General features: G+C 69.8%; 15 protein-coding genes and 1 tRNA gene. 11 read left to right on the top strand and 5 right to left on the bottom strand.

All coding sequences use genetic code 11. The annotated features are described in order from the left end of the window. Positions 1–46: 46 nt before the first annotated feature. A tRNA-Leu gene (locus ACTJKK_RS05320) sits at positions 47–128 on the bottom strand. A gap of 267 nt (positions 129–395) precedes the next feature. On the opposite strand from ACTJKK_RS05320, the gene ACTJKK_RS05315 reads away from it, so the two are divergent. From ACTJKK_RS05315 to ACTJKK_RS05285, 7 genes are read left to right on the top strand one after another with little or no spacing between them, the layout of a single operon-like run. Continuing rightward, a complete protein-coding gene (locus ACTJKK_RS05315; RefSeq protein WP_440747233.1) occupies positions 396–1,568 on the top strand; it encodes a CpaF family protein in 1,173 nt (390 codons plus the stop codon). Continuing rightward, positions 1,565–2,422 carry a type II secretion system F family protein gene (locus ACTJKK_RS05310; protein WP_247634348.1) on the top strand — a complete coding sequence of 286 codons (858 nt, stop codon included), beginning with the start codon at positions 1,565–1,567 and terminating at the stop codon, positions 2,420–2,422. Before ACTJKK_RS05315 ends, ACTJKK_RS05310 begins: the two co-directional genes overlap by 4 nt. Further along, complete coding sequence (locus tag ACTJKK_RS05305; protein WP_440747232.1) at positions 2,419–3,357, top strand: type II secretion system F family protein; 939 nt, start codon at positions 2,419–2,421, stop codon at positions 3,355–3,357. Before ACTJKK_RS05310 ends, ACTJKK_RS05305 begins: the two co-directional genes overlap by 4 nt. A 20-nt stretch (positions 3,358–3,377) precedes the next feature. Next, positions 3,378–3,578, top strand: a complete 201-nt coding sequence (locus ACTJKK_RS05300; protein ID WP_440747231.1) for a hypothetical protein — start codon at positions 3,378–3,380, stop codon at positions 3,576–3,578. Beyond that, complete coding sequence (locus tag ACTJKK_RS05295) at positions 3,575–3,976, top strand: TadE/TadG family type IV pilus assembly protein (protein ID WP_440747230.1); 402 nt, start codon at positions 3,575–3,577, stop codon at positions 3,974–3,976. Before ACTJKK_RS05300 ends, ACTJKK_RS05295 begins: the two co-directional genes overlap by 4 nt. Next, a complete protein-coding gene (locus tag ACTJKK_RS05290) occupies positions 3,945–4,397 on the top strand; it encodes a TadE family protein (RefSeq protein ID WP_440747229.1) in 453 nt (150 codons plus the stop codon). The genes ACTJKK_RS05295 and ACTJKK_RS05290 overlap by 32 nt, the downstream gene beginning before the upstream one ends. After that, positions 4,397–4,816, top strand: coding sequence for a pilus assembly protein TadG-related protein (locus ACTJKK_RS05285; RefSeq protein ID WP_440747547.1), 420 nt, complete (start codon positions 4,397–4,399; stop codon positions 4,814–4,816). Before ACTJKK_RS05290 ends, ACTJKK_RS05285 begins: the two co-directional genes overlap by 1 nt. Positions 4,817–4,823: 7 nt before the next feature. Here the strand turns inward: ACTJKK_RS05285 and ACTJKK_RS05280 are convergent, their stop codons facing one another. Further along, a complete protein-coding gene (locus ACTJKK_RS05280) occupies positions 4,824–6,074 on the bottom strand; it encodes an MFS transporter (RefSeq protein WP_440747546.1) in 1,251 nt (416 codons plus the stop codon). Between the two features lie 85 nt (positions 6,075–6,159). Between ACTJKK_RS05280 and prfB the strand changes: the two genes are divergently transcribed. Continuing rightward, entirely contained in the window at positions 6,160–7,269 is a 1,110-nt protein-coding gene (gene prfB / locus ACTJKK_RS05275) for a peptide chain release factor 2 (RefSeq protein WP_247625325.1), read from the top strand. Positions 7,270–7,291: 22 nt separating this feature from the next. Here prfB and ACTJKK_RS05270 read toward each other — a convergent pair whose 3' ends face one another. Together ACTJKK_RS05270 and ACTJKK_RS05265 are read right to left on the bottom strand one after the other, a co-directional pair. Beyond that, a complete protein-coding gene (locus tag ACTJKK_RS05270; RefSeq protein WP_440747228.1) occupies positions 7,292–8,305 on the bottom strand; it encodes a DUF2510 domain-containing protein in 1,014 nt (337 codons plus the stop codon). Between the two features lie 33 nt (positions 8,306–8,338). Beyond that, positions 8,339–9,646, bottom strand: a complete 1,308-nt coding sequence (locus ACTJKK_RS05265; RefSeq protein WP_440747227.1) for a DUF2510 domain-containing protein — start codon at positions 9,644–9,646, stop codon at positions 8,339–8,341. 174 nt (positions 9,647–9,820) lie between these two features. On the opposite strand from ACTJKK_RS05265, the gene ftsE reads away from it, so the two are divergent. From ftsE to smpB, 3 genes are all read left to right on the top strand, one after another. Then, a complete protein-coding gene (gene ftsE / locus ACTJKK_RS05260) occupies positions 9,821–10,894 on the top strand; it encodes a cell division ATP-binding protein FtsE (protein WP_440747226.1) in 1,074 nt (357 codons plus the stop codon). Beyond that, positions 10,891–11,805, top strand: coding sequence for a permease-like cell division protein FtsX (ftsX, locus tag ACTJKK_RS05255; protein ID WP_247625329.1), 915 nt, complete (start codon positions 10,891–10,893; stop codon positions 11,803–11,805). Before ftsE ends, ftsX begins: the two co-directional genes overlap by 4 nt. A gap of 95 nt (positions 11,806–11,900) precedes the next feature. Beyond that, on the top strand, positions 11,901–12,377 hold the full coding sequence (gene smpB / locus ACTJKK_RS05250) for an SsrA-binding protein SmpB (RefSeq protein ID WP_247625330.1): 477 nt from the start codon (positions 11,901–11,903) through the stop codon (positions 12,375–12,377). A 7-nt stretch (positions 12,378–12,384) separates the two neighbouring features. Here the strand turns inward: smpB and ACTJKK_RS05245 are convergent, their stop codons facing one another. After that, positions 12,385–14,250, bottom strand: coding sequence for a S9 family peptidase (locus ACTJKK_RS05245; protein ID WP_440747225.1), 1,866 nt, complete (start codon positions 14,248–14,250; stop codon positions 12,385–12,387). Between the last annotated feature and the right edge of the window lie 3 nt (positions 14,251–14,253).

Genomic DNA, 14,253 nt, shown 5'->3' with positions numbered 1-14,253 from the left:
ATGGTGCGGCGGTCGAGCAGCCGAACGCGCGAATGCGCTCGTCCTGTGCGGAAGGTGGGACTTGAACCCACACGCCCTGGGGCACAGGAACCTAAATCCTGCGTGTCTGCCAATTCCACCACTCCCGCGCGGTGCTCACAGTCTACCGAGCAGAGGCCTCCGCTTTCCCGGGAGAATCCGGTACAAGGAGAGGGCGGGGATCGCTCGATCCGTCGGGTGACTCGACCGTCCGATCGACGGCCGCGTGACCGTCCGCGCGGCGATCCGGGCACCGGGGGCTCCGAGGGGTCGGAGGCCACGTCTTCAGTGCAGGACGAGGGCCGTTCCGAGGTCGTTCCGTCTTCGCTGTGGATAACTTCCGCGCCGTTCTCGCGATTCTTGCGAGGATGCTCGGCGTGAATCCTCCCTCTCTCGCCGTGGCCGATCGTGTGCGCCTTCGTCTGCGCAGCGACGGCACCGACCCCTCGATCGATCCGGATGCCGTCCGTCGGATCACCGAGGCCGAGGTCCGCAGGCACAATGACCTGGCACTCGCCCGAGGGCAGGAGCTCATCGACGACGAGGCGCGCTCGGTCCGCGATGTGCTCGCGGCGGTCAGCGGGTACGGGGCGTTGCAGCCCTTGCTCGACGATCCGGGCATCGAGGAGATCTGGGTGAACGGGGGAGACCAGGTGCACATCGCCCGGGGCGGAGTGGCCGAGCGCGTCGACCTACGGCTCGGCGAGACGGTCGTGCGCGACCTCGTCGAGCGGATGCTGCAGTCCACCGGTCGCCGCGTCGACATCAGCCAGCCGTTCGTCGACGCCTCGCTGCCCGACGGCTCCCGTCTGCACGTCGCGATCGCCGATGTGGTGCGCGGCGGGTGGGCGGTCAACATCCGAAAGTTCCTGCCCGGGCACCGGACTCTCGATGCGCTCGCCGCGCAGGGGGCGCTCCCCGTCGATCTCGCGCGATTCCTCGGCGATGAGATGCGTGCGGGGCGGAGTGTGATCGTCTCCGGGGCGACGCATGCGGGCAAGACCACGATGCTCGGCGCCCTCCTGGCCGCCTGCGCCGACCTGCAGCGCATCGTCACGGTCGAGGAGACCTTCGAGCTCTCGGTCGACGGACCCGATCTCGTCGCGCTGCAGGGGCGCCAGGCGAGTCTGGAGGGCTCCGGTGAGATCACCCTCCGCAGGCTCGTGAAGGAAGCCCTCCGCATGCGTCCCGATCGGCTGGTCGTCGGGGAGGTGCGCGATGCCGAGGCGCTCGACTTGGTGCTGGCGCTCAACACCGGGGTGCCGGGAGCGGCGACCGTGCACGCGAACTCCGCCGACGATGCGCTCGACAAGCTCACGATGCTGCCTCTCCTGGCCGGGCGGAACATCGACCGCTCCTTCATCGTGCCGGCGCTCGCCGCGTCCGTCGATCTCGTCGTGCACTGCGTGCGTGATCCGGAGGGCGGACGACGGGTACGCGAAGTCATCGCCCCGACCGGCGAGATCGCCGACGGACGGATCGTCACCCGCGTCATCTACTCGGACCCCGGGCGCGGCACCGCTCTGCGTACCCCGGGGCGCGACTCGTGACGCTGTTCCTCGGCGCCCTCCTGGCCGCAGGAGCGCTGCTGTGCCTTTCGCCGTGGCTGTGGCCGCCGGGCGCGCCGAAGAGCACGACGCCCCGTCGGGGGCATCTCGCTCGGCTCGTCGCGGAGGCGGGGATCGGCGCGCTGACGCCGCGAGCGGTGCTCACGGGCATGATCGCGGCGGCGCTCGCCGCGGCGGCTGCCGCCTGGCTCATCTCCGGTCTTCCGGTTTTGGCGCTCCTCGCCGGGCTCGCAGCGGGCTCGGCGCCGATCGGGTACCTGCGGGGGCGTCGACTGCGTCTGCGCCGTCTTCGCCGCCAGCTCTGGCCGGACGTATGCGATCTGCTCATCGCATCGATCCGCGTCGGCCTGTCCCTCCCCGATGCGGTCGGAGCGTTGGAGGACTCCGCGCCGGCGATGCTGCGACCGGCGTTCGCGGTGTTCGCGCACGATGTGCGGGCGACGGGGCGGTTCGAGACGAGCCTCGATCGCCTCAAGGACACGCTCGCCGACCCCATCGGGGACCGCATCATCGAGACCCTGCGCATGGCCCGGCAGGTGGGTGGTACCGAGCTGACGGGCGTGCTCCGCGCGCTCGCCGCCTCTGTCCGTGCCGATGCCGCCCTCCGCGGCGAGGTCGAGGCGCGCCAGTCATGGATCCGCGGGGCCGCCGTGCTCGGCGCGGTGGCGCCATGGGTGATCCTCGGCCTGCTGGTGATGCGGCCCGAGGGCGCCGAGGCCTACGGCACGCCCGAAGGTGTGCTGGTGATCTGTCTCGGAGCCGCCGTGTCGACCGTCGCCTTCCGGGTGATGGTGCGGATCGGACGCCTGCCCGAGCCTCGTCGGTGGTTCGGATGAGCACCGGGTCGTCGATCGCGATCGCCGCACTGCTGGGTGGGATGTTCGGACTCGGCATCCTGGGCATCCTCTCGGTCGTGCCGCGCTGGGGTGCCGCATCCCTGGCCGTGCGGATCGCTCCGTACGTGCGCGACGTCGTGGACGATGCCGACCTTCCACTCTCGGCGCTCCCGTCGATCGCCCTGCTCCCCACGGGGAGGCGCTCACCCTGGCAGCATCTCCTCGCTCTCTTCGAGAGGGTGCTCGGCGGGGGAGAAGCGCTCGCTCGTCGCATCGCGCAGTCGGGCGCGAGTGTCACTCCCTCGGGATTCCGGGCTCGCCAGCTCGGATGGATCGTCGGAGGGATCGCAGGCGGTGCGCTGGTGATCGTCGTCCTCATGCTCACCGGCCGCATGACCGCACCCGTGGCCGTCCTTCCGCTCCTCTGCGGAGGGGCTGCCGGAGCCCTCTACGACATGCAACTGTCCACTCGGGTCAAGGCGCGACGCACCCGCCTGACCGACGAGCTTCCGACGACGCTCGAGTTCCTGGCCCTCTGCCTGTCCGCCGGCGAGGGGTTCCTCGACGCTCTGCGGCGGGTGTCATCGGTCGGATCCGGCGAGCTCACCGGCGAGTTCCGGCAGGTCGTCCTCGCGGTCGGCACCGGGTCCCCGCTGGCGGAGGCGCTGAGCGAGACCGCCGCACGACTCCAGCTGCCGGGCCTCTCGCGCGCGATCGATCAGGTGATCGCCGCGCTCGAGCACGGCGCACCCCTCGCCGCCGTCCTGCAGGCGCAGGCGGGCGACGCCCGCGAGGACGCCAAGCGGATCCTCATCGAGCAGGCCGGGCGAAAGGAGATCCTCATGCTCCTGCCGCTCGTCTTCCTGATCCTGCCCCTGTCGGTCTTCTTCGCGATCTACCCCGGACTCTTCATCCTCCGCCTCGGCATCGGCTGAGCTCCCACGAAAGGAAACCCATGAACCCGACCCTTCCCCTCCGCGCCCGCGCGACCCGGTGGTTGCGCGCGCTCGCGCACGATGACCGCGGCGATGTGCCCGGCTGGGTGCTCGTGACGCTCATGACCGCCGGCCTCGTCGTGCTCATCTGGGCGGTCGCCGGTCCGGCGCTATCGGATCTGTTCGAGCAGGCGATCCAGCGGGTCTCCGGGATCCAGTGAGTGCGTCCGGGATCCGCGACGACGAGCGGGGATCGAGCCCCGTCGAGTTCGTTCTCGTCGGCACGCTCCTCACCGCGCTCACACTCGCCGTGATCCAGCTCGGTGTCGCCGTCTACGTCCGCAACGTGGTGCACGATGCAGCGGTCGAGGGCGCGTACCACGCGGCGCTCGCCGACACCACGCCCGAGGAGGGCGCCGAGCGGGCGCGCGAGGTGATCGAGCGCGCGGTCGGGGCCGCGTATGCCGAGGACATCGCCGTCGGCGTCACCGACCTCGGTGACCGCGATCGCGTCGACGTGCGCATCCGGACGACGTTCCCACTGGTGGGCCTGATCGGTATCCCCGCCGCCTGGGAGGTGACCGCGCATGCTCCGATGGAGAGCCTGGGGGAGGAATGACGACGGTTCCGCCGCGCTGGAGTTCATCACGGTCGGAGTGATCCTGCTGGTGCCGTTCGCCTACCTCGTGATCGTCCTGGGCGCGATCCAGGAGCAGTCCTTGGGGGCGGAGGCCGCTGCGAGACACATCGCCCGGACCATCGCGCTGTCGACCGGCCCGGAGTCCGCGGCGCTCGCCGCGGACGTGCTCACCGCGGTCGTCGAGGAGTACCGAATGGATGCCGAGGCCACCGACGTCGCTCTCTCCTGCGTGCCCGAAGGTGCCGAGTGCCCCACGGGCGGCGCGACGCTCCGCGTGACGGTCACCACGGTCGTGCGGATGCCGTTCGTGCCGGAGATGCTCGGGCTCGACAGCGCGCTCGCCGTTCCTCTGGAGGCCACCTCCGTGCAGAAGGTCGGTCGCGGTTGGGGGAGCGGATGATGCGGCGTCGTACGAGCGAGGCCGAGGAGGGCAGCATCCTGCTCCTGACCCTGGGCTACGTGCTCCTCGCGCTCGCGATCGTGCTGGTCTGCGTGTGCGCCACCGACCTGTACCTCGCGCAGAAACGTCTCGACGCGGTGGCCGATTCGGCGGCGGCAGCGGCAGCGGACGGGTTCACACTGGTCGCCGATGACCACGGCGTCCGTGCCGAGCTCGACGACGGCGACATGCGGGAGCAGGCGCTCGAGGTCATCGACGCGATCGAGGGAGATGCCGCTCTCGTTGACGCGTGGACACCCGACGGTGTCTCGGTGCGGGTGACGGTGACGGCACCCTGGCATCCGCCGGTGTTCTCGCCCTTCGTGCCCGACGGCGTCGTGCTCGAAGCGGCCGCGACGAGCCGCACCGCGCTGCGATGAGCGACCGTCAGCCGGGAGGCGGCACCGGGTCGTCATCCCGCACCCTCGGGACGAACCGGGGGATCCACCGGACGAACCCCACGGCACCGAGCAGTCCGATCACCCCGATCGCAGCGGCTGCGACAGGAAGGGACGCGATCGCCGTGATCGCCGACACCAGGAGCGGCGCGATCGCCCCACCGGCATCCGTCAGCGTCCGCCAGGATCCGAGGAAGGCCGCGGGTTCGCGCTTCGGCGCGACATCGGCGCCCAGCGTGAGCAGGATGCCGCTGGACAGGCCGTTGCCCACACCGAGCACCGCGGCGAACATCCCGAACCACAGCACCGGTGCCTCGACGTCGTGCGACAGCGAGAGGGCGACGAAGCCCGCTCCCATCAGGATCATCGCCGGCATCGCCGCCCACATCCGGCCGAACCGGTCCATGACCTGCCCGCTCGCGTAGAACAGCGCGAAGTCGATCGCGCCCGAGATCCCGACGACCAGTGCGATCGTCTGCGCATCGAGGCCCAGCGAGAGGCCCCAGAGCGGCAGCACGACCTGGCGGGCCGAACGCACGGCCGAGAGCGACGCCGCGGCGAGGCCGAGCCGGCTGAGCACCGTGCGCTGCTGCCACATCGTGCGGAAGATCCCGATCCGCTCGAAGGTGGGGATCGCTCCGCTGACCACCTCGCCCGAGTCCTCCGCCGTGCCGATACGGATGGGGGAGGTCACAGCGGGCGGGATCGTCTTCTCCGGATCGGGGCCGAAGAGCACGAGCAGCACCATCACCGTGAGGCATCCGAGGAAGAACCAGATCGCGGCGGTCTCGGTGGCGAACAGTTCCAGCAGACCCGCCGCGACGAACGGCCCGATGAAGATCCCCAGGCGGAAGCTGCCGCCCAGCAACGACAGCGCACGTGCGCGGAACTCGATGGGCACCCGCGTGGTCATGAAGGCGTGACGCGCGAGCCCGAAGGCGGCGGCGCAGAAACCGAGGACGAAGACGGATGCCGCCAGCACGCCGATCGACGGGGCGAAGACCATCCCGACCGCCGAGAGCATGGCGATCGCGCCGGCGATGACCATCGTGAACCGCTCGCCGATACGCGCGACCGCCCATCCGGCGGGCAGATTGCCGCAGAGCTGACCGACGACCAGCGCCGAGGCGACCAGCGCGGCGAACGCGACGTCGGCGCCCATCGATGCGGCGATGACGGGGATCAGCGGGATCACCGCGCCTTCGCCGAGCGAGAACAGCACGGTCGGGAGGTACACCATCGGCCCGAACCGTCGGAGGACCGTGGATGCACTGCTCACCGTTCGAGGCTACTCCCGCGGCGACGACAGGATAGGCTCGGTGATCATGCTCGAACTCGATCTCTCCGCCGACATCCAGGCACTCAGGCACACCTTCGGCGACATCAGCGAGGTCGTCGATGTCGCACGGCTCCGCGACGAGATCGCGCGGCTCAGCGAAGAAGCCGGTGCCCCCGACCTCTGGGACGACACCGAGAACGCGCAGAAGGTCACCAGCGCGCTGAGCCACCGCCAGTCCGAGCTGGCCCGCGTCACCGGCATCGCCCAGCGCCTCGACGACCTCGAAGTGCTCGTCGACCTGGCCAACGAGATGGGTGACGAGGACTCCGCGCAGGAGGCTCGCACCGAACTCGCAGCCCTCACCGAGATGATCAACCAGCTCGAGGTGCAGACGCTGCTCGACGGCGAGTACGACGAGCGCTCCGCGATCGTGACGATCCGCTCCGGCGCGGGTGGCGACGACGCGACCGACTTCGCCGAGATGCTCATGCGCATGTACCTGCGCTGGGCCGAGCGGCACAAGTACCCCGTGAAGGTCATGGACACCTCCTACGCCGAGGGCGCGGGCATCAAGTCGGCCACGTTCGAGATCGACGCGCCGTACGCGTTCGGCACGGTGTCGGTCGAGGCCGGTACCCACCGCCTGGCGCGCATCAGCCCCTTCGGTTCGGCCGACAAGCGTCAGACGTCGTTCGCCGCGGTCGAGGTCATCCCGCTCATGGAGGAGGCGACCGAGGTCGACATCCCCGAGAACGACATCCGCGTCGACGTCTTCCGCTCGTCCGGCCCCGGCGGCCAGTCGGTCAACACCACCGACTCCGCCGTGCGACTGACGCACCTTCCGACCGGCATCGTCGTGTCGATGCAGAACGAGAAGTCGCAGATCCAGAACCGCGCCGCAGCCATGCGCGTGCTGCAGACCCGCCTCCTCCTGCTGCAGAAGGAGCAGGAAGCGGCGAAGAAGAAGGAACTCGCGGGAAACATCACCGCCAGCTGGGGCGACCAGATGCGTTCGTACTTCCTCTACGGTCAGCAGCTCGTGAAGGATCTTCGCACCGGGTACGAGTCGGGCAACCCGATGGCGGTCTTCGACGGCGACCTCGACGGCTTCATCTCCGCCGGCATCCGTTGGCGCAAGCGTCCCGAAGAGGACTGATCTCGAACGGTCCGTCCGCGGCTCAGCGGGCGGCGCCTTCGAGGGTGCCGGTCACGGTGCCGTCGTAGCTGTAGATCAGGCACTGCATGGTGCGGTCTCCGCCGGCCCACGACGTCTCCGTCGGAGTGAGCCACCAGTAGTCCAGCTCGGATTCCTCGTAGGCGATATCGGCGAAGTCCTCGAACTCGGGCTCGCACTCGCGGATGGCCGCGTCGGCGAGTGCTTCCTCGCCGGGGAACTCTCCGTCCGGTAGATCGAACTCGTAGTAGATCTCGTCGACGTGCGGACCGTCGCACGGCACGATCGTCACCTCGAAGAACTCTTCTCCGTCCAGCCCCTCGGGCAGGCAGTCGCCCACCTCCAGGTCGCTGGCGTAGATCACCTCGCTGCCGGGAACGTCGTCCGCGCTCCCTGACGCGGAGAACGAACCCACGAGGACGAACGAGAGCACGGCCGCGAGAAGCGCCCCGAGCACGGAGACCGCCAGCCCGGCGATTCCCGCCCACTTCCGGGCGCGGAGGAACAGCGACACGAGCGACAGGACCAGTCCCGCGCCGAGGAGCAACCATCCGATGAGCGGGATCTGGGGGATGCAGGCCACGATCGTTCCGAGTGCGGCGGCGATGAGACCGGCGAGTCCGACGGCCGGGAACGGCGCGGGAGAGGCTCCGGGGAGTGCGTAGCCGCCGTACGGCGCCGGCATCCCAGGGGCCGACGGGTACGGCGAGAACTGCGGAGCGGGCGAGTACTGCGGTGCGGACGGGTACTGCGGGTAGGCCGCTGCAGAGGGGGACTGCGGCGCCGACGGATTTGCAGGTGCCGAAAGGTACTGCGGCGCGGCGATCGGCGATGCCCCCGGCGGTGCGGTGGGCACCGGCGGGGCGAGGGGCGGCGTGTACGGCGGTACGAACGGTGCGGGCTCAGGAGACACGATCGCGGGGGCCGCGGAGGCGGCGACGTGCGCCGTCCATCCCGATCCGTCCCACCAGCGCTTCTGCCCGGATCCGTCGTCGTACCAGCCTGCGGGAGTCGACACCTCGGTGGTGCTCTTCGTCTCGACGCTCCGCGGTCAGCGGGCGCTGGCCTCGATGGTCACTTCCGCGACGTCCTGCAGCAGTTCGTCGGTGATGACGATCGTGTAGGAGTCGCTCTGCGCGACATCGAACGACAGCGTGCCCTGCGCGGTCTCGCCCGGGGCCAGCTGGGCGGACTCGAGCGTGGCGTCGCCGAAGTAGTCGTAGGTGCCCTCGTTGCCGTCGGCATCGACCACCGTGAAGTAGAGCGGGTTCACGGAGGTATCGCCGCTGATGGCCTCCCACGTGAGCTCGACCGAGAGGTATCCGCCGTTCTCGGCTTCGAAGCTGGAGCCGTTCGAGGTGCCCCACGACGCGGCGGTGATGGTGACCTCGCTCTCGCCCGAGTACTGGTTCACCGTGACGGGAGAGCCCATCGTGCCCTCGACGATCTCGCCGGAGTCCTCTCCGCCGTCGGTGCCGATCGAGGGAACGGGCGGGGGCGAGTACGACTCCGCGGTGTCGATGGCGATCTGGGCGATGCCGAATGTGAAGAACACGATCGCCATGATGCCGCCGACGATGCCTCCGAGGACGGACACTCCGATTCCCGTGATTCCCGGCCACTTCTTGCCCTTGAGGAAGAGCGACACGATCGAGACCACGAGCCCGGCGAAGAGGAGGATCCAGCCGAAGACCGCGGTCAGCAGGAAGCAGACGAGGATCGTTCCCAGCACGGCGAGACCGAGTCCGACCAGGCCGAGCACCGAGATCGGGCGGGGCTCGGCTACGGGGGATCCGGGGTACGGGGTGTACCCGCCGGGGGCGCCGCCGGAGGGAGCGCTGCCGGGGTATGCGCCCGTCGGAGCGACGCCGTAGGCCGGAGCGCCTCCGGGGGCGGTGGTCGGATAGCCGGGTGCTGCGTAGGCCGGCGCTGCGTAAGCGGGTGCCTCGGGAGCGACGTAGGCGGGTGCCTCGGGAGCGACGTACGCGGGCGCCTCGGGAGCCACGTAGGCCGGGGCTTCGGGGGCGACGTATGCGGGTGCTTCGGGGGCGACGTCGGATGCCGGCCCCTCGGCTGCGGCATCCGCATGTGCCGACGGCTCGCTCTCTTCGGCGACCGCGATGGTCGCGTCCACCTCGGCCTCGGTCGGGACGACGGGGAGCGGCTCCTCGGTGACCTGCTCGCTGGGCTGCTCGGAGACGGTGGTCGTCTCGGGCGCGCTCGACTCGGGAGCCGTCGCCTCGGGAGCACTCGCTTCGGGAGCGGTCGTCTCGGGAGCGAAGTGCTCGGTCCACTGCTCGCCGTCCCACCAGCGCTGACGCCCGGAACCGTCGTCGTACCAGCCTGCAGGTGTCGTCATGGCATCCCCCTCGGATCTCACGTCCGCGTGGATGGCGCGGACTGCCACTTCATGTATAGCAGTGGCTCGTGACATCGACGGAGACGGATGTCGAACGATGCCTTCTCGTGCGTCCGGTCCGCGCGGGGTGTCGCGCGCGGCGCGGGAGGGGAGCGCGCTTAGGCTCGTAACGCCATGATTCGGTTCGAGAACGTCACGAAACGCTACCGCGGGACGTCCAAGCCCGCCCTCTCCGGAGTCGACTTCGAGGTGCAGCGCGGGGAGTTCGTCTTCCTCGTCGGTGCCTCGGGTTCCGGGAAGTCGTCCTGCCTGCGGCTCATCCTGCGCGAGGACGTGCCCACCACGGGCCGCGTCGCCGTGATGGGGCGCGACCTCCGTTCGCTCGCGAACCGCAAGGTGCCGTACTTCCGACGCCACATCGGCTCGGTGTTCCAGGACTTCCGCCTGCTTCCGTCGAAGACGGTGTACCAGAACGTCGCCTTCACCCTCCAGGTGACCGGTTCGTCGCGGGGCTTCATCCAGCAGGCCGTTCCCGAGGCATTGGCCCTGGTCGGTCTCGACGGCAAGCAGAAGCGCATGCCGCATGAGCTCTCGGGCGGTGAGCAGCAGCGCGTCGCGATCGCGCGCGCTCTCGTCAATCGCCCCCAGGTGCTGCTCGCCGATGAGCCGACGGGAAACCTCGACCCCGCCACCTCGGTCGACATCATGCAGCTCCTCGCACGTATCAATGCGGGCGGAACGACCGTGCTCATGGCCACACACGAGGCCGGTTTCGTCGATCAGATGAAGCGCCGCGTCATCGAGCTCCGCGACGGCGTGATGGTGCGCGACGAGGTGCACGGCGGTTACGGCGACACCTCCAACATCCCGCGTCTCGTTCCCGAGGAGGTGCGCGGCGCCGCCGCCGCGGCTGCGCTCACGGCGGTGCAGGAGGTGCAGCGCCAGACGTCTGATCTGTCGATCGTGCGGGCCGCACTGACCGAGGAGCTCAGCGCGCAGCGCAAAGCCGCGGCATCCGCTCCGACCCCGGCCGCGCCGGCTCCGGGCCAGGTCCCCGCCGCGGCTCCCGCGGAACCCGCCGCCGATGAGGCTGCGCCCGCCGAAGCCGACGCCGCGCCGACGCCTCCCTCCACCGGTCCGCGCACGCATCCGATCGTCCTTCCCGAGGTCGACGTCGCCGAACTCGGCGTCGCCGACAGACTCGGCCTCTCCAGCGGCGACGACGAGGAAGTGGGTCCGACCTCATGAGAATCGGACTGATCCTCACCGAGGCCCTGCTGGGCCTGCGCCGGAACATCTCGATGGTGATCTCGGTCGTGCTCGTGACGTTCGTCTCGCTCACCTTCGTGGGCGCGGCGATCCTGATGCAGTCGCAGATCGGCGTCATGCGCGGGTACTGGAGCGAACGCGCCCAGGTCGCGGTGTACATGTGCTCGGCCGTGTCGGAGTCCGACACCTGCGTAGACGGGGCTGCGAGCGAAGAGCAGGTCGCCTCGGTGCGCGCCCAGCTCGAGGGCGACGCGCTCGCGCCGCTCATCAGCTCGATGACCTTCGACACGAAGGAAGACACCTACGCCAAGCTCGTCGAGCAGGTGGGCGAGGAGCAGGCGAGCGTGATCACCCCGGACCAGGCGTTCGAGGTCTTCTTCGTGACGATGAAGGATCCGGGGCAGTCCCAGGTGCTCTCCGAAGCCTTCAGCGGTCAGACCGGCGTCGAGCAGGTCAAGGATCAGCTGCAATATCTCGAACCGCTGTTCTCGGCGCTCACGGTCGCGACGTACGTGGCCGTCGGGATCGCGGTGCTCATGCTCATCGCGGCGACGCTGCTCATCGCCACGACCATCCGATTGTCGGCCTACGCGCGGCGCAAGGAGATCGGGATCATGCGCCTGGTGGGCGCGTCGAACCGCTTCATCCAGACGCCGTTCGTGCTCGAAGGCGTCTTCGCCGCCCTGCTGGGATCGGCGCTCGCGAGTGCGGCGATCCTCGCCGGCGTGCACTTCGGAGTGAACGGCTACCTGCGGGGACGCGTGCCGTTCATCACGACCTGGATCGGAATGCAGGATGCCGCGTGGGTCGTGCCGGTGCTGATCGGCATCGGCGTCGTGCTCGCCGCACTCTCGGCGGGCTTCGCGATCCGGCGCTGGCTGCGCACCTGACCGTCTCGGCCGGGTCGGAAGTGGCTCGGAGGCACGTGACGCAGGTATGCTGAAAGGCTGTTGTGCGAGCGCACGACACGGATCAGGAGAGCATCATGCCCAGGGAACGCGGGGAGAAGGTCATCGCGACCAATCGTCGCGCACGTCACGACTACAACATCGAGAAGTCGTACGAGGCGGGGATGGTGCTCACCGGCACCGAAGTCAAGTCACTGCGCCAGGGGCGCGCGAACCTCTCGGACGGTTACGCGTTCGTCAAGGGCAACGAGGTCTTCCTCGACTCCGTGCACATCCCCGAGTATTCGCAGGGGCACTGGACGAACCACTCGGCCAAGCGCATCCGCAAGCTGCTGCTGCACCGCGAGGAGATCGTAAAGATCGCCCACGCGGTCTCCGCGGGCGGTTACACGCTGATCCCGCTCAAGCTGTACTTCTCCGACGGTCGCGCCAAGGTCGAGATCGCACTCGCCAAGGGAAAGCGCGAGTACGACAAACGCCAGACGCTCCGTGAGCGTCAGGACACGCGCGAAGCGGAACGCGCGATGCGACTGCGCAACCGCGTCGGCGAATAGCCGCAGGTCACGGCGACGGCGTGAAGCCGAACGCCCGACCGAGGAACGCGAGTTCGCGTTCGAGGGCATCGACGACCGTCTCCGCGCGCCGGAAGCCGTGCCCCTCTTCGGGGTAGAGCACGTACTCGTGATCGACGCCCCGTCGGGCGAGCGCATCGCGGATCGCCTCGGACTGCGACGGAGGCACCACGATGTCATCGGCTCCCTGGAGCAGGAGCACCGGAACGTCGATCCGGTCGGCGTGCGTCAGAGGCGAGCGTTCGATGTACAGCTCCTCGGATGCCGGGAGCGGACCGACGAGGCCGTCGATGTAGTGCTTCTCGAAGTCGTGGGAGTCGGCGACGAGCATCCTCAGGTCGGAGACGCCGTAGCGCGAGATGCCCGCCGCGAACGCGCCCCCGCGCACGAGCGCGGAGAGGACCGTCCAACCACCGGCCGAGCCTCCGCGGATCGCGATGCGCGTCGGGTCCGCGAGGCCCGCCGCCGCGAGGCCGTGCGCCGCAGCGATGACGTCGTCGACGTCGACGACGCCCCACTGGCGGTCGAGCCGCTCGCGATAGGCGCGTCCATAGCCGGTCGACCCGCCGTAGTTCACGTCGAGCACCCCGATCCCGCGGCTCGTGTAGAACGCGAGCGCCGCCGAGGTCGCCCCGGTCACGTGAGCGGTCGGGCCGCCGTGCACCAGCACCAGGTACGGCGGGAGTTCGTCCGCGGATGCCGCAGCACCCGGGTTCGCGGGCGGATACGCGTAGGCGTGCACCGGGCCGTGACGGCCGTCGAAGGTGAGAGCGAGGGGCGGCGGCATCCACGCGGGATCGACGGCCTCGCCTCCGCGGACCGCGACGACGGCACCCGTGTCGAGATCGGCGCACCACACGCCGGAGGTGACGCCCGATCCGTTCCCCGAGAGCAGGACGAGCGAGCCGACGACGTCATCGATGCTCACGTGCCCGTCGCACGGCACCTCGAGGCGTCGCTCGGAACCGTCGCCGGAGAGGACGACGATCTCGTCCCGGCCGTTCGTGCGCACCGCCACGAGACGGCCGTCATCGAGGGGCTGGAACCAGCGATTGCCGAGCACCCACAGTCCGTAGCCGGTGTCGGCGTCGGCGGAGGTGAGAGGGACCGGCGCGGCCGTGGGCGCGATCCCGTCGACGGTGACCCGGTGCACGGCCCAGCGCCCGTCTCGGTCGTCCGCGAAGAGGAGTTCGTTCTCGGATATCCACTCCGGCTGTAGGGCCGCACGCGTGGACACCGAGCCCGTCTCGCCGGAGCGCAGGTCACGCAGACGCAGGTGCGCCTCGTCCCACGGCATCCGCTCGCCCGACCACTCGACCCAGGCCAGCCTCGTGCCGTCGGGCGAGAGGGAGGGGTGGGCATAGAAGGCGCCGCTCTCGGCGTGCACGATGACGGCGGACGGGGACTCCGCGGCAGACCCGTCGGTCGGGATCTCGACGATCGCCCGACGGTGCTCCGTCGATGTCAGGTCCTCGCGGACGGCGAGAAGGCGGCCGTTCTGCACACGCAGCCCGCCGTGGGCGGGGCCTGGAGGAGTGAGAGCGACGGGCTCCGTGCCGCGACGGAGCCGGTAGACGCGCTGATCGTCGGCCTGGACGAAGAAGAGGGTGCCATCGGCGTCCGCCGTCCATGCTCCACCGCCGTACTCGTGCACGCGCGATCGAGCGCTCCAGGGAGCAGGGAGCACCTCATGTCCGAGCGATGAGCGCACCGTCATGCGACCGCCCTCGGCAGGCACGGACTCCGCCCACCAGATCTCCTCGCCGACGAATCGTGCTCCGTCGAGGCGCGGGGAGGCCGCGGCGACGGATGCCGGGGTGAAGGGCGAGGGCCAGGAACCGTACGGTGACGACATGCT

It is taken from the genome of Microbacterium sp. 22179, from assembly GCF_052045715.1.
In the GTDB taxonomy this organism is placed as follows: domain Bacteria; phylum Actinomycetota; class Actinomycetes; order Actinomycetales; family Microbacteriaceae; genus Microbacterium; species Microbacterium galbinum.
This window is presented reverse-complemented; position numbering and strand designations above follow the sequence as displayed.